Origin of the sequence: Roseateles asaccharophilus, assembly GCF_004362405.1 — a bacterium.
GTDB lineage: Bacteria > Pseudomonadota > Gammaproteobacteria > Burkholderiales > Burkholderiaceae_C > Kinneretia > Kinneretia asaccharophila.
Window position 1 is genome coordinate 136,989 of sequence record NZ_SNXE01000006.1, and the last position, 20,601, is coordinate 157,589.

Genomic DNA, 20,601 nt, shown 5'->3' on the forward strand with positions numbered 1-20,601 from the left:
TCTTCGGTGAACTGCAAATGAATGGCGCATGCCAAGCAGATGAACGCCAGATGAAGCTCAAGGCCTGCGGTCAACGCATGGGGCGCCCGCGTGATTCTTGATGCCGCGCACAGACAAGCCACAAGGCCCCGCAACCTCCAGCCACGAATTGCGCTACGCTGCGACCCATGAGCCCTGTCACCCTCGAATGGACCGATGCGCTGTCTCTCAAGCAGCCGCTGATCGACGAGACCCACCACCAGATGGTGGACCTGATCAATGAGCTGGCCGCCGTGCTGTCAACGGACGCCAACCCCCTGCCAAGCTTCCAGCGCCTGCTGGAGCACACCATCGAGCACTTTGGTATGGAAGAGCGCTGGATGGCGGCTACAGGTTTCGAGCCAGACAACTGCCACAGCAGCCAGCACAAGATGGTGCTGAACGTCATGCACGAGGTGGTGCGACACGCAACCGAACTCAAGGATCTCGAACCGATGCGCATCGTCGTCGGCGAATTGGCGCAATGGCTGCCAGCCCACGCCGAGATGATGGACGCGGCCCTGGTCTTCCACATGAGCCAGGTCGGCTACGACCCGGCGAGCGGCAGCCTGGCCCAGCCCCTGGCGCGGGAGACCGCGGCCATCAGCGGCTGCGGCAGCCAGGGCTGCAGCGACTGAGCGCCGGCCTCAGACCAGATCCAGGGGCAGCGCCGTGCTGCTCTTGATCTGCTCCATCGAGAAGGCCGAGGACACCGAGCGGAAGTCCGAGACCGCAATCAGCTTCTTGTAGAACTGGTCATAGCCCTCGATGCTGGTGCTCACCACCTTGAGCAGATAGTCCACGTCCCCGCTCATGCGGTGGAACTCCTGCACCTCGGGCATGTCCGCGACCAGGGCCGCCAGGCGCTGCAGCGAGGCCTCATCATGGCGCGCCAGGCGCAGACTCACGAACACCGTGACCGGCAGGCCCACCTTCTTGCGGTCCACCAGGGCCACCCGGCCGGTGAGCAGCCCCTCCTCCTCCAGGCGCTTGATGCGCTTCCAGCAGGGCGTGCTGGACAGGCCCACCCGCTCCCCCAGCTGGGCCACAGGCAGCGTGGCATCCTTTTGCAGTTCGGCCAGGATTTTCCGGTCTATGCGATCAAGCATCTGCACCTCCGTAGAACGAAATTCTCTCCGGGCGGATTTTGAAGGGAAATTTGGAACGTTTTTCTGCCAGGCGGTAAATAGACTTTGGCAGCCCCGAGATTGCCGCAAGGACCGCTGCCGTGACCCCTTCCCTGTTCCTGGACGCCAATGCCACCACCCCCTGCTGCCCGGCCGCCCGTGCCGCGGCCCTGCGGCTGATGGAGCAATGCTTCGGCAATCCCAGCAGCAGCCATAGCGAGGGCCTGCGGGCCCGCCATGAGCTGGAGCGCGCGCGCCGCGCCGCGCGGCAGGCCATCGGTGCGGGCACCGGCCGCTGCATCTTCACCAGCGGCGCCACCGAGGCCATACACACGGCCGTGTTCAGCGCCCTGCTGAGCCTGCGCCAGCGCCGCGAGGCCGGTCAAGCCATAGCCCCGCTGCTCCTGGTCGGCGCCACCGAGCACAAGGCCGTGCTGCAGGCGGTCTCGCACTGGAACGAGGCCCTGGGTCTGAACCTGGAAGTGCGCCTGCTGCCGGTGGACGCCCAGGGCCGGCATGAGCTGGCCCGGCTGCGCGAGTGGCTGCCCCAGACCGCCCTGCTGTGCACCATGGCCGCCAACAACGAGACCGGGGTGATCAGCGATATCGCCGGCATCGAGGCCCTGCTGCGGGCGGCGCAGAGTCCCGCCCTGTGGCTGGTGGACAGCGTGCAGGCCCTGGGCAAGCTGGCACTGAATCTGGACGCCACCCGCATCGACTACGCCAGCTTCTCCGGCCACAAGCTCTACGCCCCCAAGGGCGTGGGCCTGCTCTATGTGCGCGAAGGCAGCCCCTACCACCCGCTGATGGTGGGCGGCGGCCAGGAGTCCGAGCAGCGCTCGGGCACCGAGAACCTGCCGGGCATCGCCGGCTTTGGGGCGGTGTTTGAAGCCCTCAACGAGGGCCGGCTGTTTGCCAGTGCCGACCGACTTGAGGGCTATCGCCGCGACTTGGTGGCAGCGCTGAATGAGGCCTTTCCGGGTCTGGAGTTCAACGCCCCCTTGGACCTGTGCCTGCCCACCACGCTCAATTTCGCCCTGCCCGGCGCCAGCAGCAAGCAGCTGATGAACCTGCTGGACGCCAGCGGTGTGCAGGTCAGCGCCGGCAGCGCCTGCTCGGCCGGCAAGGCTGCGGGCAGCCATGTGCTGGACGCCATGGCCCGCCCCGACTGGGCCAGCCGCGGCGCCATTCGCCTCTCCTTTGGCCCCATGGACGAGCCCGAATTCATTGCCCAATGCTGCGCGGCCCTGCGCCGTGCGGGCGAAGTCTGGGCCCGCCTGAGCGAAGACTGCAAGACCGCCGAGGCTGGCGCCGCCTTGCTCAGCCCTACAGAGGACTCGGCTGAGGATTGCATCGACCTGGGCTGGCAAGACCTGGCACAGCATCTGCGACAGCAACCCGAGACCCTGCTGATCGATGTGCGCGAGGCCTATGAGCAGCAGGCCGGCCTCCTGCCCTGCGCACTGTCGGAACTGCCCCAGCTCCATCTGCCCTTGAGCCGCTTCGCCCAGGCGTTGACATCCCGGCCCGAGCTGATGCAGCGCCCCGTACTGCTGCTATGCCGCAGCGGCAAGCGCAGCCGCGAGGCTGCCCTGCATCTGCTGGCCTTGGGTCACGGCGCGGTGTGGCAGCTGGCCGGCGGCCTGGCGCTGTGCCCACGGCCTCAGCCGGCCTGAACCTGTCCAAGTACGAGGCTCAGGCCTCGCGCAGGCAGTCCACGATCTTGAGCCGGGCCGCCCGCCAGGCCGGAACAAAGCCGCCCACAAAGCCCATGAACAGGGCAAACAGCAGGGTCTGCCAGACGATGGTGGGCGTGAGCCGGAACTGGAAAGCCAGCTCGGCAAAGGTCTGGAAATTGGTGGTACTGATGTTCACCGTCTGCATCAGGGCGGCGGCCGCCAGGCCGATCAGCCCGCCCACCAGGGACAGCAGCATGGACTCGCCCAGAAAGGCCAGCAGCACCGCGCCGCGCCGGAAACCCAGGGCGCGCAGCGTGCCGATCTCGCCAATGCGCTGGGCCACGGCCGCGAACATGGTGATCATGGCGCCCACGATGGCGCCGATGGAAAAGATCACCGACAGCGAGGTGCCCAGAATGCTGATGAAGGTGGCCAGGGCCTCGCTCTGCTCGGCGTAGAAGCGCCGCTCGGGCTTGGCCTCCAGCTGCAGGCGCGGATCGGCCTCGATGGACGCCTTGATGGCCTCGAACTGCGTCGGCTCCTGCAGCCGGAACACCACGGTCGAGAAGGCATCGCGCCGGAAGGCCTGCAGCATCTGCTCGGCATCGCCCCAGATCTCGGAATCGAAGCCGCTGCCACCGGCGTCGAATACCCCGACCACGGTCCAGTCGCGGCCGGCAAAGCGCAGGGTCTCGCCCAGGGCCGCGCCCTGGAAGCCCTGGGCCACGGCGCGGCCGGTGACGATTTCGGAACTGCCCGGGCGGAACATGCGTCCCTCCAGCATCTGCACCGAAGGCCGCAGCTGCAGGCCCTGGGCCGAGGTGCCGCGCACCGTGACATTGCTGGGCTTGCCGCTGCCGCGCTTGGGCAGGTTGTTGAGCACCACGGGCTCCTTGCTCAGCAGGGGGCGGCCCAGGGTGTCGGTGGCGATGCCGGGCAGGCTCTCAACGATGGCGGCCTGGCTGCGTGCGATGCCGCTGTTGATCTCGGCGCCGGCGCCCTTGCGCAGCACGATCACATTGTCGGCCTGCCCCGTGGCCACCAGGGTGTTGCGTATGCCCTCGCTCATCATCAGCACGGTGGCGAACACATAGATCACCAGGGCCATGCCCCCGGCCGTGAGCAGGGTGGTGACGCGACGCACCCAGAGATTGCGCGCGATATAGCTCAGCGGCACGGCCTTCATGCCAGGCTCCCCAAGGCTGCGAACTCAGGCCACATGGCGCAGCCCCTGCACGATATCGATGCGGCTCATGCGCCAGGCCGGCCAGGCGGCTGCCACCACGCCCACGATCAGGGCCGCCAGCAGCTGCAGGGCCATGGTCATGCCCGAAACCTGGAACATGGGGAACAAGGTGCCCGCCGCCTGGGCAAAGGCGGCCGCCATGGGCAGGGTCAGCAAGAGGCCCAGCACCCCGCCGGCCAGGGCGATGGTCAGGCTCTCACCGAACAGCAGCTTGACCACAAAGACCGGCGGAAAGCCCAGGGCCTTGAGCGTGGCGTATTCGGCCAGGCGCTCGCGGGCCGTCATGGTCATGGTGTTGGCCATCACCGCCATGATGATGAGCACGATGATGTAGCTCACCGCCTGCACCGCCACCAGAATCGCCTCGCTCATGGATACGAAGCTGAGCTGGAAGGCGCTTTCGGTCTCGGTCAGGGTTTCGGCCAGGGAGTTCTTGAACTGCGCATCCACGCGCTGCGAGACCTGGGCCGCGTTCTGCGGGTCGTCGATGCCGATGATGTAGACCCCCACAAAGTCCGCCCGATTGCCCAGGCGCTTGCGCAGGCTCTCATTGATGAGGCCCCAGTGGAAGAGCATCTGGTTCTCGTCGGTCTTGGCCTCGGCCCCGTCCCAGATGCCGCGCAGGGTGAAGGTCCAGGTGCCCGGATAGATGGTGCCGCGCAGCGGTATCTGGTCGCCGATCTTCCAGCCGAACTTGTCGGCCAGCTTGCGCCCCACGATGGCGCCCTGGCGATCGCGGATGAAGGCCAGGCGCTCCTCGTCGCTGAGCCGGTACTCCGGGTAGAGCGCCAGATAGCTGGCCGGCTCCACCGCGAACTGCGGAAAGAAGTTGCGCTCCGTGATGTAGATGCCGCCAAACCAGTTGGCCCAGGACACGCTGCTCACTCCCTCCACGGCCCGCAGGCGCTGGGCATAGGACAGCGGCAGCGGAAAGGTCAGGGATATGGCGCTGCGCGAGACCAGGCGCGTGCTGCTGCTGGCCTCCACGCCCGCATACCAGGCATCCACAATCGTGCGCAGCAGACCAAAGGCCGAGAGCGCCACCACCAGACCCACCAGGGTCAGCAGGGTGCGCAGCTTGTGGCGAAAGGCGTTCTTGAGCAGCAGGCGCAGCAGGAACATGGCTTCAGTCCCCGCCGCTCATGGCCTCGTCCGGCACCAGCACACCCTTTTCCAGATGGATCAGGCGCCGCGCACGGGCGGCGGCCTTGGGGTCATGGGTGACCATGACGATGGTCTTGCCCAGTTCCCGGTTCAGCCGCTCCAGCAGGTCCAGCACCTCGCCGCCGGTGCTGCGGTCCAGGTCACCGGTGGGCTCGTCCGCCACGATGAGGCTGGGATCGCTGACCAGGGCGCGGGCAATGGCCACGCGCTGCTGCTGCCCGCCCGAGAGCTCGTTGGGGTAATGGTCCAGCCGGTCGTCCAGACGCACCATGGCCAGGGCGGCCTGGGCATGCTCGCGGCGCTGCCGGGCCGAGAGCCCCGTCAGCAGCAGGGGCAGCTCAACGTTCTCCAGCGCCGTCAGCACGGGCATGAGGTTGTAGAACTGGAAGATGAAACCCACATGGGCCGCGCGCCAGTCGGCCAGCGCGCCCTCCCCCAGGGTGGCAATGTCCACGCCGCCGATCACAATGCGTCCGCTGCTGGGCTGGTCGATGCCGGCGATCAGATTGAGCAAGGTGCTCTTGCCCGAACCGCTGGGGCCCATCAGGGCCACGAACTCGCCGGCCTGCACCTCCAGGCTCACGTCCAGCAGCACCGGAATGTCCTGCTGCCCGCGGCGATAGGCCTTGGACAGGGACTCGATGCGTATCAGGGGCTGGGCGCGCTCGCTCATGGCTTGGCCGACACCGTGACCCGGGCACCGCCGGCCAGCTTGGGGCCAGGCTCCAGCACCACCCGATCGCCCGACTTCAGGCCCGCGCCCGAGATCTCGACCAGATCGCCCAGGCTGCGGCCCTTCTTGACCTCCAGCGCCTCCAGCTGATCGTGCTCACCCTCGCGCTTGAGGCGCAAGAGCCATGTCTTGCCCTCCCGCTCCTGCAGGGTCTTGGGGTTGACGGCCAGCACCGGCTTGAGCTCCTCGGCGGCCGGCTTCTTGGACAGGAACACCACCTTGGCGCTCATCTCCGGCAGGATGCGAGCATCGAGCTGATCAAAACGCACCTTGGTCATAACCGTGGCCTTGGCCCGGTCCACCGTGGGCACGATGCCCGCCACCTGACCCTGGAAGCGTTGGCCCGGCAGGGCGTCCAGCGTGATCTCCACCGGCTGGGCCGGCGCCACCTTGGCCAGGCTGGACTCGGAGACATCGGCCTCCACCTCCAGCGTGCCCAGATCGGCCATGGTGACCACCGCCCCCTGGGAGCCCGCGGCATTGGAGAAGGGGGTGATGATGTCGCCCACATTGGCGTTCTTCACCAGCACCACGCCATCAAAGGGCGCGCGGATCTCGGTGAAGTCGCGGTTGACCTGCTGCAGGGCCAGCTGGGCCTGCGCCTGCTGCACCGCGGCCTGGGCCGAACCCACACCGGCCTGGGCCGCGGCCAGACCGGCCCGCGCCGCATCCAGGCGCCGGCGCGCGGCATCCAGGGCCTGGCTGGACACAAAGCCCTGGGCCTGCAGGCTCAGGCTGCGCTGGTACTCGGCGTCCGCATTGCTCAGCTCCACCTGGGCCTGCTGCGCCCCGCTCTGCGCCTGACGCGCGCTGGACTCGGCCAGGCGCACGCCCGCCAGCGCCGCCCCGATGGAGGCCTGCACATCGGAAGCATCGATGCGGGCAATCAGATCGCCCTTCTTGAGCACCGAGCCCTCGCGCACATTCAGCTCCACCAGGCGGCCACTGGCCTTGGAGGCCACGGCCGCACGGCGCTGGGCCACCACATAGCCCGAGGCGGTGAGCTGGGCGTACTGGGCCGCCGGCGTGCTCTGCAGCACCGAGCTGACGCGCACCTCCACGGGGCGCGGCGCCAGCAGCACGGCGGCCGCACCCACGAGCACCAGCCCCAGCAGAATCCAGCGCCAGGGAAGCCGGCGGCGCTTTGTGGCCCCGCCTGAGGCGTTCCGGTCGAGCTTCAGACCAGCCAGTCCTGCGGGGGAAGATGCATCTGCCATGGTTTCGCAACGAGCCTGCAATAGCCCGCAAAAGTTGTTGTGGAGCGTCTGGGGAGCACTGCGGTTTGCCATTGTGCACAAAGCAGATGAAGCTTCGCTGTCCCTCAAGAACTGTCCCCCAGGGCCCAGCGCTCTTGGGCCTTCCTGCTGTCACGGCCTGACGCGGGGGCCGTGATAATCCGATTCACCATGTCTGCGCCCACCGTCCCGCCCCTGCCCGATCGCCTGATCGCGCACCTGGACATGGACGCCTTCTACGCCTCGGTGGAGCTGCTGCGCTACCCCGAGTTGAAGGGCCTGCCCGTGGTGATCGGCGGGCGACGCGACCATGCGCCACGCCTCAGGCCCGATGGCACGCGCGAGTTCGCGCGCCTGCGCGACTACACGGGCCGCGGCGTGGCCACCACCTCCACCTATGCCGCACGCGATCTGGGTGTGTTCTCGGCCATGGGCCTGATGAAGGCCGCGCTGCGCGCACCCGACGCCATCCTGCTGCCCACCGACTTCGAGCGCTACCGCCACTACTCGCGCCTGTTCAAGGCCGCGGTGGCCGAGATCGCGCCCGTGATCGAGGACCGCGGCATCGACGAAATCTACATCGACCTCAGCGAGGTGCCCGGCGCCCGCGAGGCCGTGGGGCACGACCCGCTGGGCGGCGTGCGGGCGCTGGCGCGCGAGATCAAGAATTCGGTCTTCAGCGCCACCGGCCTCACCTGCTCCATCGGCGTCACGCCCAACAAGCTGCTGTCCAAGATCGCCTCCGAGCTGGACAAGCCCGACGGCCTGACGGTTCTGACCCGCGATGACATCCCCGGCCGCATCTGGCCCCTGGCGGTGCGCAAGATCAATGGCATCGGCCCCAAGGCCGCGGCCAAGCTCAATGCACTGGGCATCGAGACTGTGGGGCAGATCGCCGCGGCCGAACCGCTGTGGCTGATCCAGAACTTCGGCAAGAGCTATGGCGCCTGGCTGCATGAGGCCTCGCACGGGCGCGACAACCGTCCCGTGGTCACGCACAGCGAGCCCGTGTCCATCAGCCGCGAAACCACCTTCGAGCGCGATCTCCACGCCGTGCATGACAAGGCCGAGCTGGGCGCCATCTTCACCGAGCTCTGCGAGCAGTTGGCCCGTGACCTGGCGCGCAAGGGCTACCAGGGCCGCACCGTGGGCCTCAAGCTGCGCTTCGAGGGCTTTGTCACCGTCACCCGCGACCTGACCCTGGACCAGCCCATCGCCGATGCCGCCGCCATCCGCCGCGCCGCGGGCAGCTGCCTCAAGCGCGTGGACCTGAGCAAACGGCTGCGCCTGCTAGGCGTGCGCATCGGCAATCTCAGCCGCCCGGGAGAGGCCCTGCAGCTCAAGCCGGCGCGGCGCGCCCCAGCCCGCAAGCCGGGGCCGAGCGAGGACAAAGCCGCGCCACGCCTGGAGAGCCTGGAGTTGTTCTGAGGTCCGGCGCGGGTCATATGTCGATTTTCTTTACAGGCTGGGCCCTGTTTGACGCACCAACACAGGTTTTCGAGCTTGCAGCAGGCATGCCTGCCCCACGGTGCGGCGCACGCATCGAAGAGGCCCACCTGTTTGGGCGCGAATATTGCTTGCTGTTCGCGAACCACCGTCGTGGCGCTCAAAACTCTTGGAGACCTGCATGAAAACCAGTCATTTGTTTTTGACTCTTGCGGCTGCTGTCACGTCCTCCGCGCCCGCCGTGGCGGGCCCCCTTCTTTTCGACCAAAACGTGACCGCCGTGATCTTCGGCTCCGGGAACGCGAACGGCAGTTTTACGGTGGATCGTGCCGAAGGCATTGAATTGGGTCTGCGTGCCAAGGTGCGCTATCCCACACCCGCCAATCAGTTCAACAGCAACGGCGATGGCAGCTACGACCATGAGGCCGGGGGCGGTGGTGCCGGCAATGTACGCGCGAAATGGAATTTTGAGTGGTCCATCAATAGCGACCTGACAGGTCAGCTGGGCCGGAATCTCAGCCAACTCAGCTACCGGCTGCAGTTGGACTTCGACCCGGGCGTCGCCACAAGCTTCCTGGCTTTTGACCCGATCAAGGGCGTTGCTTGCGCGGACCACTCCTTCGGCAACAACGGCAGCACGGAATCCAACGATCAGCGCACCGTGTGTGACGGAGGCGTTGGCTCACTGGCGCAGCAAACCGCCTACGCGTCTTTTGTGGCCGGCAACAATCTGGTTCAGAACTCCTGGAATCTGGACTTCTTCGACAACGGCTCCAACTGGGTCTTTGATCCCAATCTCGATGGCCAGTACACCTTCACACTGGAGGCGCTACAAGACTCAAGTGTGCTTGCCAGCACCAAAATTGATGTGTTCGTGGGCCAAGGGCCACAAACTGTGCCGCTGCCTGGCACGCTGGCACTGGGTTTGCTCGGCTTGGGCCTGATGGGCAGTGTCCTGCGGCGGCGCCCGCGCTGAAGGCCCCCAGCCCTGAGGCCCGCCCACCTTCGGGGCGCTCAAGAACCGGTCAGGTGCTGGGCCCGACGCTCAGCGCCGCGTGGGCAGGCTCCAGAGCCAGGCGGCCACCGCCGCGCAGCCCGCGGCCGGCAGCCAGCACCAGGCCAGGGGCAGGGTGTAGCCGGCCCAGATCGAGCTGAGCGTCATCATGACGGTGGCGATCTGCTTGGCGCGCAAGGGCACGGCGCGCGTGGCACGCCAGTCGCGCACCACGGGGCCCAGGCGGGGATGGTTGAGCAGCCAGTCCTCGGCGCGGCGGCTGCCGCGCGAGAAGCAGAAGGCCGCCAGCAGCACAAAGGGCGTAGTGGGCAGCACCGGAAGAAAGATGCCCACGATGCCCAGCGCCAGGCTGATCGCGCCGGCCAGTACCCAGAGCAGGCGCCACCACACCGGCCGGCGCGGCGGTTCGATGTGCATGACGGCGGGCGCGGGATCGGGCGACATGCCGCGCAGTGTAGAAGGCTTCAGCAGCCCCCGCTCGGCCGCTACAGTTGGCGCCCTATGAGCAGCGAGCAATTCCTACGTTTTCCGTCGATCGATGGCTTGCGCGCTTTCGAGGCCGCAGCACGGCTGGGCAGCCTGGAGCGGGCGGCCGAGCAGCTGTGCATCAGCGCCAGTGCCGTGTCCAAGCGCATCTCGACACTCGAAGAGCTGCTGGGCGTGAGCCTGCTGCTGCGCTCGACCAAGCCCCTGACCTTGACGGCCGCGGGCAAGGAGTACCTGCCGCAGCTGCGTGCCGCGCTGGAGCTGCTGGCGGCTATTCCGCTGCACCGGCGCGCGGTGCAGCGCGTGGAGCGCCTGCGCATCGCGGCACCGCCCACCTTTGCTCGCCAAATCCTGGTACCCGCCTTGCCGGGCTTCACCACGGCTCACCCGGAAATCGAGCTGGAGCTGCTGCTGTCCACCCCCTTCCTGGACGAAGCCGCCCCCGAGGCGGAGGTCGAGATCGGCAACAGCCTGACAAGCGCGGGCGGCAGCGAGGGCCAGGTCTTGATGCTGGGCCAGGTCACGCCCTTGCTCGCGCCCGCCCTGCTGCAGCGGCTCGAGCGAGAAGGCACCCCTTTGCGCGAACCGGCCGATCTGTGCCATGCCCCGCTGCTGCGCACCCCGATCGAGCCCTGGACACCGTGGCTGCGCGCGGCCGGCCTCGACTGGCCAGAACCCAGCCACGGCACACGCTTTGTCGATCTGGGCCTGACGCTTGAGGCGGCGGCCTGGGGCCAGGGCATCGCGCTGGGTCGACCCAGCCTGGCCGCCGCCTGGTTGGGCAGCGGGGCCTTGCTGAGACCCTTCGCGCTGAGCGTGCCTGCACAAAAGCCCTATGTGCTGCATCTGCATGCCGCCGAGAGTGAAGGAGCACGGGCATTCGCCGCCTGGCTGGCCGGCTGCTGCGCCGCCGCCGAGCTGGCCGCGGGCGACAGATCCGCCTGATCCGATCCGGCTGACCCGAGATCCGCCTCGGGGCGTCAAGCCATCAGCGCGCTGGTGCGCCGCGCAGGGCCGTCGGCGCCAGCGTGGCCACCGACTTGAAGGCCGGCTTCGCGAACAGATAGCCCTGCATCAGATGGATGCCGGCATCGAGGAGGTAGTCGCGCTCCGCCGGCGTCTCTATCCCTTCAGCGATGACCTCGATGCGCATCTCGGCGCAAAGCCGGACCAGGTGCTTGACGATGGCCTGCCTGGGCTTGCTCGCGTCGATATGGCGCACCAGATCCATGTCGATCTTGATCAGATCGGGCTGGAAGTCGGCCAACAGCTTGAGCCCCGCGTAGCCGGCACCAAAGTCGTCGATCGCGGTCTTGAAGCCGCAGCGCTTGTACTCGCGCAGAATCGCGGCAAACCAGGGTCCATCTTCAACCCGCTCGCCTTCCGTGACCTCAAAGATGATGCGCTCTACCGGAAAGCCATGCGTCTGCGCCGCACGCAGCGTGGTGCGAATGCAGAGCTCGGGCTTGTAGATCGCGTTGGGGAGGAAATTGATGGACACGCAATCCTGGATGCCGAGCTCGGCCGCGCCCTTGATCGCCTTCACCCGACACGCCTGGTCGAAGCGGTATCGGTTGTGATCATTGACCTGGGACAGCACGGATTGCGCAGACTCGCCGGCAGGGCCGCGCACCAGGGCCTCATGCGCAAAGATCCGAGCGGCCTGCAGATCCACGATGGGCTGATAGGCGAAGTCAAACTGGAAGCCCAGCCGCTCGGCCTTGCCACAGTCCTCGCAATCCGCCACCGTGCCTTCCAGGGGCCGGAATCCGGCAGGGAAGGAAGCGTTCGGGCGATGCACGTGGAGGGCAACCATCGATTGATTCTGCCATCCAGGAGCGCGTTTTCGCACGCCGGCCACGGTCGGCACCTGAACAACTTTCGCCGCTCGCCTGAAACTCTTTCATGCCCGCCTCTGCTGCCTTGCCCTAGCATGCAGACGGGTTGAGTTCAAGAATATCGGAGACGCCCGCCATGCCCGTGATCACCTGCATCGAAGACCTGCGCGTCCTGGCCCAGAAGCGCGTGCCGCGCATGTTCTACGACTACGCCGATTCGGGCAGCTGGACCGAGAGCACCTACCGCGCCAACGAGAGCGACTTCCAGAAGATCAAGCTGCGCCAGCGCGTGGCCGTGAACATGGAGAACCGCAGCACCGCGGCGCGCATGGTGGGCGTGGATGTGAAGATGCCGGTGGCCATCGCCCCCACGGGCCTGACCGGCATGCAGCATGCCGATGGCGAGATCCTGGCGGCCCAGGCGGCCGAGGCCTTCGGCATTCCCTTCACGCTCTCGACCATGAGCATCTGCTCCATTGAGGACGTGGCGGCCCACACCAAGGCGCCCTTCTGGTTCCAGCTCTATGTGATGCGGGACCGCGACTTCATCGAGCGCCTGATCGACCGGGCCAAGGCCGCCAACTGCGGCGCCCTGGTCCTGACCCTGGACCTGCAGATCCTGGGTCAGCGCCACAAGGACCTGAAGAACGGACTCTCGGCCCCGCCCAAGCTGACCCTGCCCAATCTCATCAATATGGCCAGCAAGCCGCGCTGGTGCCTGGGCATGCTGGGCACGAGCCGGCGCCAGTTCGGCAATATCGTGGGCCATGTGAAGGGCGTGGAGAACATGGGCTCGCTCTCGGAGTGGACCGCCAAGCAGTTCGATCCCCAGCTCAACTGGGGTGATGTGGAGTGGATCAAGAAGCGCTGGGGCGGCAAGCTCATCCTCAAGGGCATCCAGGATGTGGAAGACGCCAAGCTGGCCGCCGACTCGGGCGCAGACGCGCTGATCGTGAGCAACCACGGTGGCCGCCAGCTCGACGGGGCCGAATCCAGCATCCAGGCCCTGCCCCGCATCGTGGATGCGGTGGGTTCCCGCATCGAGGTGCATATGGACGGCGGTGTGCGCTCCGGCCAGGACGTGCTCAAGGCCTGGGCCCTGGGCGCCAAGGGCACCTACATCGGCCGCTCCATGCTCTATGGTCTGGGTGCCCTGGGGCGTGAGGGCGTGAGCAAGGCCCTGGAAATCATCCACAAGGAGCTGGACCTGACCATGGCCTTCTGCGGCCACACCCAGCTACAGGGCGTGGACAAGAGCATCCTGCTGCCGGGCACCTACCCGGGCTGACGCCGCTCAGCGCGGCGCACGCTCCAGCAGCTGTAGGGCATTGGCCAGGGGCCGCAGCGCCGGCTCATTGAGAGGCCGCGCCATGGCCAGCTCGCCGCGCAGCAGCCAGGCCGTGCTGCCGCCGCCATCCAGATTGAAGGCCTGCACCGCGCCCAGGGCCTGCAGAGTCTGAGCCAGACGGCTCAGACTCAGGCCCAGCACCGGCGGGCGGCGCCCCTCGGCCAGCACGATCAGCAGATGGCGACCATCGGCCTCCAGGCCCAGGGCGCTGCGCGGATGCGGACGGGCGCAGAAGGCGGCGCAGGCGGCATCGTCCGCGGGGCTGCGCGCACGGCCGGCATCCACCAGCCAGGGCGTGCCCGCCACCACCAGCTGCCAATCGGGCCGATAAGCAGCATGGCCCTGCAGCAGGATCTCGCAGCGCTGGGCGGCATCGCAGGCCAGCAGCGGGCTGCTCTCGCGCTGCGCGGCCATCACCGAGGCCCAGGGTTGACCCTCGCTGAGCGTGAGCCCGCGCGGCGAAAACTCGCGGTCAAAGAAGCTGGCATTGAGGCTGATCAGGGCTTCGCGGGCGCCGCTGAAGGCATCCAGCGTGCGGCCGCGCTCGGTCTCGGGCGTGAGCCGCAGACGCAGGCCCGGCGCCGCCAGATCCAGGCGCAGCACATGCAACTGGGTCTGCGGCCAGGGCGACCAGCGCCTCAGCTGCAGGCCCGGGGCCAGATCTTGCCAAGTGGGGGGCTGCGCCAATATCGGCTCAGCTCGAGTCGGAGGCGGCGCCTTGATGTGGTCCGCGCTAGGCTGCGGACCGCTGGCACAAGCTGCCAGCCAGAGTGCCAGCACCATGGGTACAAGCCGCCACACCAGCGGTGCCACCCTCGACGCCGGCACAAGCTTCAGGCCGCGGCCTTCTTGGCCACCAGGGTCAGGATGTCGTAGCTGGCCACCAGCTCGCCGCGCTGGTTCATCACCTGCACGTCCCAGGCCACCACGCCCTGGGGCGGCTGGTCGGGGCGGTTGCCACGGTCGATGCGGCGCTTGCAGGTCAGGCGTGCCTGGATGGTGTCGCCAATGGCCACGGGGTTGACGAAGCGCAGGGTGTCCAGGCCGTAGTTGGCCAGCACCGGCCCCGGCGCGGGCGAGACGAAGAGACCCGCCGCTGCCGAGAGCACGAAGTAGCCATGCGCGATGCGCTGGCCGAATTGCGTGTCCTTGGCCGCGATCTCGTCGAAGTGCATATAGAAGTAGTCGCCCGAGATGCCGCCGAAGTTGACGATATCGGCCTCGGAGACGGTGCGGCGGTGCGTCAGCAGGGAGTCGCCGATCTGGATCTCTTCGAAATGCTTGCGGAAGGGATGGATGGCGTCTTCCTGCACCTTGCCGCCGCGCTGGTACTCGCCGGTGATGGCGCTGAGCATGGTGGGCGAGCCCTGCACCGCGCAGCGCTGCAGATAGTGCTTGACGGCGCGGATGCCGCCCAGCTCCTCGCCGCCGCCGGCGCGCCCCGGGCCGCCGTGCTTGAGCGCGGGCATGGGCGAGCCATGGCCGGTGCTCTCCTTGGCCGCGTCGCGGTCCAGCACCAGGATGCGGCCGTGGAAGGCGCCGGCATGCATCACGGCCTCGGCCGCGAGCGACGGGGTCTTGGTGACCACCGAGCCCACCAGGCTGCCACGGCCCTTGGCCGCCAGGGCCAGGGCCTGGTCGAAGTCTTCATAAGGCATCAGGGTGGAGACGGGGCCGAAGGCTTCCAGCTCGTGCACGGCCTCGTTGACAAAAGCGTCGCGGCACAGCAGCAGGGTGGGTGCGAAGAAGGCGCCCTGCTCCACGCCCTCGCCCACCGGGGCGAAGCCGTCGCGCGCGCCGAACACGATCTCGTTGCCCGCGCTCAAGGCGGCCAGGCGAGCGGCCACATCGGCCTGCTGCTCCTTGGAGGCCAGCGCACCCATGCGCACGCCCTCGACCGCCGGATCGCCCACCTTGATCTTGGCCAGGCGTTCGCGCAGCTGGCTGGCCAACGCATCGATATGGCGGGCCGGCACGATGGCGCGGCGGATGGCCGTGCACTTCTGGCCGGCCTTGGCACTCATCTCGCGCGCCACTTCCTTGACGAAGAGCTCGAACTCCGGGTCGCCCGGCTCCACATCGGGCGCCAGGATGGCGCAGTTCAGGCTGTCGGCCTCGGCATTGAAGGGAATGCTGCGGGCGATCAGGTTCTTGTTGACGCGCAGCATGGCCGCGGTGTCGGCCGAGCCGGTGAAGGTCACGACATCGGTTTCGAGCAGGCGGTCCAGCAGATCACCCGAGCCGCCGATCACCAGCTGCAGCGCGCCCGCGGGCAGCAGGCCGGACTGCTGGATCAGGCGCACGCAGGCCTCGGCCACATAGCTGGTGGCGGTGGCGGGCTTGACGATGCAGGGCATGCCCGCGAGGAAGCTGGGCGCGAACTTCTCCAGCATGCCCCACATGGGGAAGTTGAAGGCATTGATGTGCACGGCCACGCCGCGCTTGGGCACCAGCACATGCGAGCCCAGGAACTGGCCCTCGCGGCCCAGGGCCACGGCCGGGCCCTCGTGCACGATATTGCTGGAGGGCAGCTCGCGCCGGCCCATGCTGGCATAGGCAAACAAGGTGCCGATGCCGCCCTCGATATCGATCCAGTTGTCCGCACGCGTGCCGCCCGTGTGGGCCGAGATGGCGTACAGCCCCTCCTTGTGCTCCATCAGATAGGCCGCCAGGGCCTTGAGCTGGGCGGCGCGCTGCTGGAATGTGAGCTTGAGCAGGGCCGGAAGGGCCTGGCCGCGGGCATAGGCCAGGCTCTCGCCGAAGTCGATGCTTTCCGCATGCGTCTGGGCCACGGTACGGCCGTTGATGGCGCTGTGCAGGGCACGCGAGGCGGTGGTACCGACCCAGCGGTCGGCGATCAGGCTCTGGAGGATGGGGGTGGACATGGCAAAACCTCGGGGGACAAGGAAGACGAGCCCGCGGCGGGGCTCGTCATCGGGGGCGTCTAGCCGCTCAAGCGACCGGGATCAGGGAACGTACTTCCAGGTCCCGTTCTCGATCTTCACCATCACGCGGGCGCGCTGGTCCAGGCCCAGGTGGTCGGTGGGCGACATATTGAACACGCCATGCGCCGCGGGCAGTTCCTTGACGGATTCCAGCGCGTCGCGCAGGGCCGCACGGAAGGCCGGCGTGCCGGGCTGGGCACCGGTCTTCAGCGCCGCGGGAATGGCGGCCTGCAGCAGCATGCCGGCGTCCCAGGCATGGCCACCGAAGGTGCTGACCGAGCCCTTGCCAAAGGCGGCCTCGTACTTGGCGATGTAGTCGCTGGCGCTCTTCTTCACCGGATGGTTGGCCGGCAGCTGGGCCGCCACCAGCACCGGGCCGGCGGGCAGGAAGGTGCCTTCCACATCCTTGCCACCCACGCGCAGGAAGTCGTTATTGGCCACGCCATGGGTCTGGTAGAACTTGCCGGTGTAGCCGCGCTCCTTGAGCGCCTTCTGCGGCAGCGCGGCCGGCGTGCCGGAGCCCCCGATCAGCACCGCGTCGGGCTTGGCGGACATCAGCTTGAGCACCTGGCCGGTGACCGAGGTGTCATTGCGGTTGTAGCGCTCATTGGCCACGATCTTCAGGCCCTTGACGCCGGCAATCTTGGCGAACTCCTGATACCAGCCCTCGCCGTAGGCATCGGCAAAGCCGATGTAGGCGGCAGACTTGACCCCGTTGTCCACCATGTGCTGGACGATGGCCAGGGCCATCATGATGTCGTTCTGCGGCGTCTTGAAGACCCACTTCTTCTTGCCGTCCACGGGCTCCACGATGCGGGCCGAGGCAGCCATGGAGATCATGGGCGTGGTGGCCTCGGCCACGGCGTCAATCATGGCCAGGGAGTTGGGCGTGGTGGTGGAGCCCACGACCACGTCCACCTTGTGTTCCGTGATCAGCTTTCGGGTGTTGGAAACGGCCGCCGTGGTGTCGGAGGCATCGTCCAGCACGATGTAGTTGATCTTCTTGCCGGCGATGGTCGTGGGCATCAGGGTGAAGGTGTTCTTCTCCGGAATGCCGAGCGACGCAGCCGGCCCGGTGGCCGACACCGTGACGCCCACATTGATATCGGCATGTGCTGCCAGGCCCAGGCCGGCCAGACTGGCCGCCAGCAGGGACTTGATCAGGGTCTTGCTCTTCATCGTCTATGTCTCCTAGGGTGGATGGGTGCTCTTGTGGCTCGGATAAAGGAAGAGGCGCGGTGCTCAGGCGGGGGCCGGCGCCACTTGGGTATCGGGAATCTTGACCGAGCCCAGGCCGCCGAAGAACAGGTCGGCCACCATGGGCGCCACCGACTCGTAGCTCAGCTCGCCATCGGGGCGCAGCCAGGTGAAGGTCCAGTTGATCATGCCGAACAGCAGCATGGTCAGGGGCTTGTGCAGGCGCTGGTCCTGCAGCTCGGGGCGCACCGCGGCCACCGCGTCCGCAAAGGCGGACACCACACGGCGCTCCACCTCCAGAAGACGGGCGCGGTCCTCGGGGTCCAGGAACTTCACGTCCTCGGTCAGCACGCGGTGCTGGTTCTGGGCCTGCCCATACTCGCGCACGAAGCGGCCGATCAGGGCGCGCAGATGCGCCTCGGGCGCCAGCTGCTGGGCCCGCACCTCCTGCACCAGGGCCTCCAGGGCCTGCACATGGCCCTCGCAGATCTGCATCAGCAGCTCATGCTTGTCGCGCACATAGTGGTAGAGCGTGGGCTTGGAGACCTGGCAGGCCTCGGCCACCTCGTTCATCGAGGTACCGGGATAGCCCTGGCGTGCAAACAGCCGCGCGGCGGCAGCGAGGATTTCCTCGCGGGTGGATTCAAAACCGGGGGCGCGTCCTCGGGCCATGGATGTTCAGCAGACTTCAGCGTTCGTCGAAGGAAATGACCACCCGCTCGGTGAGCGGATGGGCTTGGCAGCTGAGGATAAAGCCTGCGGCGATCTCCGCCTTGTCCAGCGCGAAATTCTTGTCCATGCGCACCTGCCCCTCCATCAGCTTGCAGCGGCAGGTGGAGCACACGCCGCTCTTGCAGGAGAAGGGCACGTCCATGCCGGCGCGCGCGGCGGCGTCCAGCAGGCTGGGGTCGCTCTTGCCGAACTCGATCTCGCGGCTCACGCCGTCGCGGATCACCAGCACGGTAGCCTGGGCGGCATCGCCCTCACGCACCTCGTGCGGCGCGGGCTGGCCGGTCTGCATCTCCACGGTGCCGAAGCGCTCCACATGGATGCGATCCTCGGCCACGCCCGCGGCCTTGAGCGCGGCCTCGGCCGCCTCGTTCATCTCGAAGGGGCCGCAGACATAGGCCTGGTCGATGCTCGAGGCCGGCACCAGGCTGGCAAAGAAGGCCGCCAGCTTGCCGGCGTCCAGGCGGCCGGCCTGCAGCGGCGCGTCCACCGCCTCGCGCGAGAACACATGGTGCAGGGCCACGCGGGTCAGGTAGCGGTTCTTCAGATCCTCCAGCTCCTCCTTGAACATGGTGCTGGCCTGGCGGCGGTTGCCATAGATCAGGGTGAAGCGGCTGCCGGGTTCACGCGCCAGCACGGTCTTCATGATGGAGAGGATGGGCGTGATGCCCGAGCCCGCGGCAATGCCCACATGATGGCGCCCTGCCCCCTCGACCGCAGCCCCCTCGCGCTGCAGGCCGAAACGCCCTTGGGGCGGAAAGACCTGGATCACATCGCCCGCCTTGAGCTGCTCATTGACCCAGGTGGAGAACTTGCCGCCCTGGACCTTCCGCACACCCACGCGCAACTCGCCGTCGTCCACCCCGGCGCAGATGGAGTAGGAGCGGCGCAGATCCTGCCCGTCGATCTCCTGCCGCAGGGTCAGGTATTGACCCTGGGTGAAGCGAAAGGTCTCGGCCAACTCCGAGGGCAGCTCGAAGCTCACGATCACGGCCTCATCGGTATCGGGCCGGACCTCGCGCACACGCAGGGGGTGAAAGTGCAGGCTCATGGTCAGATGGGTTTGAAATGTTCAAAAGGTTCGCGGCAGCTCAGGCAGCGGTACAGGGCCTTGCAGGCGGTGGAACCGAAGGCGGAGAGCTTCTCGGTCTGCTCGCTGCCGCAGCGCGGACAGGCCAGCTTGGTGAGCGCGGCGCGGTGCACCAGACGGATGGGCTGCGCGGCACCACTGGCCAGGGCATTGGCGGGACCGGGCGGCGCGATGCCGTAGTCCTTGAGCTTGCGCCGGCCTTCCTCGCTGATCCAGTCGGTGGTCCAGGCCGGGGCGCGCTGCATGGTGATGCGCACCTCGCCAAAGCCGGCCAGTGCGGCGCGTACATCGTCCTGGATCAGCTCGGTGGCGGGGCAGCCCGAGTAGGTGGGCGTGAGCACCACCTCCAGACCCTCGGTTCCGTCCTCCAGCAGCCTGAGGTCGCGCACGATGCCCAGCTCGCACAGGCTGATCACCGGGACCTCGGGGTCCGGGATCTGGCGCAGCACCTCCCAGGCGGCTTCCAGCCGGCCACAGGCGGGGCCGCGCTCGGCCGGGCTCGTCACCACACGCCTCCGGGGTAGGCGCGCTGCAGGTACTGCATGGTGGCCAGCATATGGCCCAGATGCTCGCTGTGGATGCCACGCCGGCCCTGGCTCTGGTAGGCGCTGTCCTTGGGGCAGTCCAGCCCCGCATCGGCCAGCACCTCACAGAACTGCGCCCGCCACTCGTCCTTGAGCGAGGCCCAGTCCGGGCCCAGGCCCTGGGCGGCGGCGGCGGCGTCCACCGCATCGCTGTCGAAGAGCTCGTTGCAATAGGGCCAGAGCGTGCCGAGCGCGGCGCGCATGCGGGCGCTGGACTCCTCGGTGCCGTCACCCAGGCGCAGCACCCAGTCGGCGGCGTGCTGCTGGTGGTAGGCGGCTTCCTTGACGGCCTTGCCGGCGATGGCGGCCAGCTCGGCGTCGCTGGAGCCCTCGAGCCGGCGCCACAGCAGCAGCAGCCAGGTGGAGACCGCGAAGTTGCGCAGCACGGTGAAGGCGAAGTCGCCGCGCGGCAATTCCATCAGCACCGGGTTCAGGTACTGGCGCTCGTCGCGCAAAAAGGCGAGCTGGTCCTCATCATGCCCCTGGCCGTCAAGCCGGGCGGCATGGGTCAGCAGGGCACGGGCCTGGCCCAGCAGGTCCAGGGCCATATTGGACAGGGCCAGGTCCTCCTCGAGGATGGGCGCATGCCCGCTCCACTCGCAGATGCGCTGGGCCAGCACCAGGCAGCTGTCGCCCAGGCGCAGCAGGTACTGGACTTGGGGGCTTTCGCCCACTTGGATTGACTGTTGGCTCATGCCAGGGCTCCCGCCGGGCCGCCCCA

20 protein-coding genes are annotated in these 20,601 nt (G+C 67.7%); 6 read left to right on the plus strand and 14 right to left on the minus strand.

Annotated features, from left to right (window positions below):
- Positions 1-167 precede the first annotated feature (167 nt).
- Positions 168-656: a hemerythrin domain-containing protein gene (locus DFR39_RS13755; RefSeq protein ID WP_133604146.1), complete on the plus strand. Its 489-nt coding sequence runs from the start codon at positions 168-170 to the stop codon at positions 654-656.
- Positions 657-665: 9 nt separating this feature from the next.
- On the opposite strand, the gene DFR39_RS13760 is transcribed toward DFR39_RS13755, so the two are convergent.
- Positions 666-1,127, minus strand: a complete 462-nt coding sequence (locus tag DFR39_RS13760; protein ID WP_211343871.1) for an Lrp/AsnC family transcriptional regulator — start codon at positions 1,125-1,127, stop codon at positions 666-668.
- 119 nt (positions 1,128-1,246) lie between these two features.
- On the opposite strand from DFR39_RS13760, the gene DFR39_RS13765 reads away from it, so the two are divergent.
- Positions 1,247-2,821 carry an aminotransferase class V-fold PLP-dependent enzyme gene (locus tag DFR39_RS13765; RefSeq protein ID WP_133604148.1) on the plus strand — a complete coding sequence of 525 codons (1,575 nt, stop codon included), beginning with the start codon at positions 1,247-1,249 and terminating at the stop codon, positions 2,819-2,821.
- Positions 2,822-2,840: 19 nt separating this feature from the next.
- Here DFR39_RS13765 and DFR39_RS13770 read toward each other — a convergent pair whose 3' ends face one another.
- The 4 genes from DFR39_RS13770 to DFR39_RS13785 are packed head-to-tail and all read right to left on the minus strand — an operon-like array spanning position 2,841 to position 7,184.
- Positions 2,841-4,010: an ABC transporter permease gene (locus tag DFR39_RS13770; RefSeq protein ID WP_133604149.1), complete on the minus strand. Its 1,170-nt coding sequence runs from the start codon at positions 4,008-4,010 to the stop codon at positions 2,841-2,843.
- Positions 4,011-4,034: 24 nt separating this feature from the next.
- Positions 4,035-5,192 carry an ABC transporter permease gene (locus DFR39_RS13775; protein WP_133604150.1) on the minus strand — a complete coding sequence of 386 codons (1,158 nt, stop codon included), beginning with the start codon at positions 5,190-5,192 and terminating at the stop codon, positions 4,035-4,037.
- Between the two features lie 4 nt (positions 5,193-5,196).
- Positions 5,197-5,907, minus strand: a complete 711-nt coding sequence (locus DFR39_RS13780) for an ABC transporter ATP-binding protein (protein WP_133604151.1) — start codon at positions 5,905-5,907, stop codon at positions 5,197-5,199.
- Positions 5,904-7,184 (minus strand): efflux RND transporter periplasmic adaptor subunit, encoded by a 1,281-nt coding sequence (locus tag DFR39_RS13785; protein ID WP_133604152.1) that lies wholly within the window; start codon positions 7,182-7,184, stop codon positions 5,904-5,906. The genes DFR39_RS13780 and DFR39_RS13785 overlap by 4 nt, the downstream gene beginning before the upstream one ends.
- 189 nt (positions 7,185-7,373) lie before the next feature.
- Here DFR39_RS13785 and dinB point away from each other — a divergent pair, with 189 nt between their 5' ends.
- Both dinB and DFR39_RS13795 read left to right on the plus strand, forming a co-directional pair.
- Entirely contained in the window at positions 7,374-8,630 is a 1,257-nt protein-coding gene (gene dinB, locus DFR39_RS13790) for a DNA polymerase IV (protein WP_133604153.1), read from the plus strand.
- 199 nt (positions 8,631-8,829) lie between these two features.
- Entirely contained in the window at positions 8,830-9,624 is a 795-nt protein-coding gene (locus DFR39_RS13795; protein ID WP_133604154.1) for a PEP-CTERM sorting domain-containing protein, read from the plus strand.
- Positions 9,625-9,693: 69 nt separating this feature from the next.
- Here the strand turns inward: DFR39_RS13795 and DFR39_RS13800 are convergent, their stop codons facing one another.
- Positions 9,694-10,107 carry a YbaN family protein gene (locus tag DFR39_RS13800; RefSeq protein ID WP_419789847.1) on the minus strand — a complete coding sequence of 138 codons (414 nt, stop codon included), beginning with the start codon at positions 10,105-10,107 and terminating at the stop codon, positions 9,694-9,696.
- Between the two features lie 57 nt (positions 10,108-10,164).
- Between DFR39_RS13800 and DFR39_RS13805 the strand changes: the two genes are divergently transcribed.
- The gene (locus DFR39_RS13805; protein WP_133604155.1) at positions 10,165-11,094 is read left to right on the plus strand and encodes a LysR family transcriptional regulator; all 930 of its coding nucleotides are present in this window, start codon (positions 10,165-10,167) and stop codon (positions 11,092-11,094) included.
- Positions 11,095-11,137: 43 nt separating this feature from the next.
- On the opposite strand, the gene DFR39_RS13810 is transcribed toward DFR39_RS13805, so the two are convergent.
- A complete protein-coding gene (locus tag DFR39_RS13810) occupies positions 11,138-11,965 on the minus strand; it encodes an EAL domain-containing protein (RefSeq protein WP_133604266.1) in 828 nt (275 codons plus the stop codon).
- Positions 11,966-12,123: 158 nt separating this feature from the next.
- Here DFR39_RS13810 and DFR39_RS13815 point away from each other — a divergent pair, with 158 nt between their 5' ends.
- Entirely contained in the window at positions 12,124-13,275 is a 1,152-nt protein-coding gene (locus DFR39_RS13815) for an alpha-hydroxy acid oxidase (RefSeq protein ID WP_133604156.1), read from the plus strand.
- 6 nt (positions 13,276-13,281) lie between these two features.
- Here the strand turns inward: DFR39_RS13815 and DFR39_RS13820 are convergent, their stop codons facing one another.
- From DFR39_RS13820 to paaC, 7 genes are all read right to left on the minus strand, one after another.
- Positions 13,282-14,022, minus strand: coding sequence for a phosphodiester glycosidase family protein (locus tag DFR39_RS13820; RefSeq protein ID WP_162849528.1), 741 nt, complete (start codon positions 14,020-14,022; stop codon positions 13,282-13,284).
- Positions 14,023-14,168: 146 nt separating this feature from the next.
- A complete protein-coding gene (gene paaZ / locus DFR39_RS13825) occupies positions 14,169-16,220 on the minus strand; it encodes a phenylacetic acid degradation bifunctional protein PaaZ (RefSeq protein WP_133604158.1) in 2,052 nt (683 codons plus the stop codon).
- An 81-nt stretch (positions 16,221-16,301) separates the two neighbouring features.
- Entirely contained in the window at positions 16,302-17,459 is a 1,158-nt protein-coding gene (locus DFR39_RS13830) for an ABC transporter substrate-binding protein (protein WP_133604159.1), read from the minus strand.
- Positions 17,460-17,522: 63 nt separating this feature from the next.
- The gene (locus DFR39_RS13835; RefSeq protein ID WP_133604160.1) at positions 17,523-18,149 is read right to left on the minus strand and encodes a TetR/AcrR family transcriptional regulator; all 627 of its coding nucleotides are present in this window, start codon (positions 18,147-18,149) and stop codon (positions 17,523-17,525) included.
- A gap of 16 nt (positions 18,150-18,165) precedes the next feature.
- Positions 18,166-19,257, minus strand: a complete 1,092-nt coding sequence (gene paaE, locus DFR39_RS13840) for a 1,2-phenylacetyl-CoA epoxidase subunit PaaE (protein ID WP_133604161.1) — start codon at positions 19,255-19,257, stop codon at positions 18,166-18,168.
- 2 nt (positions 19,258-19,259) lie between these two features.
- Positions 19,260-19,802: a 1,2-phenylacetyl-CoA epoxidase subunit PaaD gene (gene paaD / locus DFR39_RS13845; RefSeq protein WP_170223031.1), complete on the minus strand. Its 543-nt coding sequence runs from the start codon at positions 19,800-19,802 to the stop codon at positions 19,260-19,262.
- Positions 19,799-20,575 (minus strand): 1,2-phenylacetyl-CoA epoxidase subunit PaaC, encoded by a 777-nt coding sequence (gene paaC, locus DFR39_RS13850; RefSeq protein ID WP_133604163.1) that lies wholly within the window; start codon positions 20,573-20,575, stop codon positions 19,799-19,801. Before paaC ends, paaD begins: the two co-directional genes overlap by 4 nt.
- Between the last annotated feature and the right edge of the window lie 26 nt (positions 20,576-20,601).

Excerpts from the sequence above, each read along its gene's own strand:
- DFR39_RS13830 (WP_133604159.1), bottom strand. The coding sequence starts at position 17,459 with ATGAAGAGCAAGACCCTGATCAAGTCCCTGCTGGCGGCCAGTCTGGCC.
- DFR39_RS13755 (WP_133604146.1), top strand. The coding sequence starts at position 168 with ATGAGCCCTGTCACCCTCGAATGGACCGATGCGCTGTCTCTCAAGCAG.
- DFR39_RS13760 (WP_211343871.1), bottom strand. The coding sequence starts at position 1,127 with ATGCTTGATCGCATAGACCGGAAAATCCTGGCCGAACTGCAAAAGGAT.
- DFR39_RS13815 (WP_133604156.1), top strand. The coding sequence starts at position 12,124 with ATGCCCGTGATCACCTGCATCGAAGACCTGCGCGTCCTGGCCCAGAAG.
- DFR39_RS13800 (WP_419789847.1), bottom strand. The coding sequence starts at position 10,107 with ATGTCGCCCGATCCCGCGCCCGCCGTCATGCACATCGAACCGCCGCGC.
- paaC (WP_133604163.1), bottom strand. The coding sequence starts at position 20,575 with ATGAGCCAACAGTCAATCCAAGTGGGCGAAAGCCCCCAAGTCCAGTAC.
- dinB (WP_133604153.1), top strand. The coding sequence starts at position 7,374 with ATGTCTGCGCCCACCGTCCCGCCCCTGCCCGATCGCCTGATCGCGCAC.
- DFR39_RS13805 (WP_133604155.1), top strand. The coding sequence starts at position 10,165 with ATGAGCAGCGAGCAATTCCTACGTTTTCCGTCGATCGATGGCTTGCGC.
- DFR39_RS13770 (WP_133604149.1), bottom strand. The coding sequence starts at position 4,010 with ATGAAGGCCGTGCCGCTGAGCTATATCGCGCGCAATCTCTGGGTGCGT.
- paaZ (WP_133604158.1), bottom strand. The coding sequence starts at position 16,220 with ATGTCCACCCCCATCCTCCAGAGCCTGATCGCCGACCGCTGGGTCGGT.
- paaE (WP_133604161.1), bottom strand. The coding sequence starts at position 19,257 with ATGAGCCTGCACTTTCACCCCCTGCGTGTGCGCGAGGTCCGGCCCGAT.
- DFR39_RS13810 (WP_133604266.1), bottom strand. The coding sequence starts at position 11,965 with ATGGTTGCCCTCCACGTGCATCGCCCGAACGCTTCCTTCCCTGCCGGA.
- DFR39_RS13785 (WP_133604152.1), bottom strand. The coding sequence starts at position 7,184 with ATGGCAGATGCATCTTCCCCCGCAGGACTGGCTGGTCTGAAGCTCGAC.
- DFR39_RS13835 (WP_133604160.1), bottom strand. The coding sequence starts at position 18,149 with ATGGCCCGAGGACGCGCCCCCGGTTTTGAATCCACCCGCGAGGAAATC.
- DFR39_RS13775 (WP_133604150.1), bottom strand. The coding sequence starts at position 5,192 with ATGTTCCTGCTGCGCCTGCTGCTCAAGAACGCCTTTCGCCACAAGCTG.
- DFR39_RS13780 (WP_133604151.1), bottom strand. The coding sequence starts at position 5,907 with ATGAGCGAGCGCGCCCAGCCCCTGATACGCATCGAGTCCCTGTCCAAG.
- DFR39_RS13795 (WP_133604154.1), top strand. The coding sequence starts at position 8,830 with ATGAAAACCAGTCATTTGTTTTTGACTCTTGCGGCTGCTGTCACGTCC.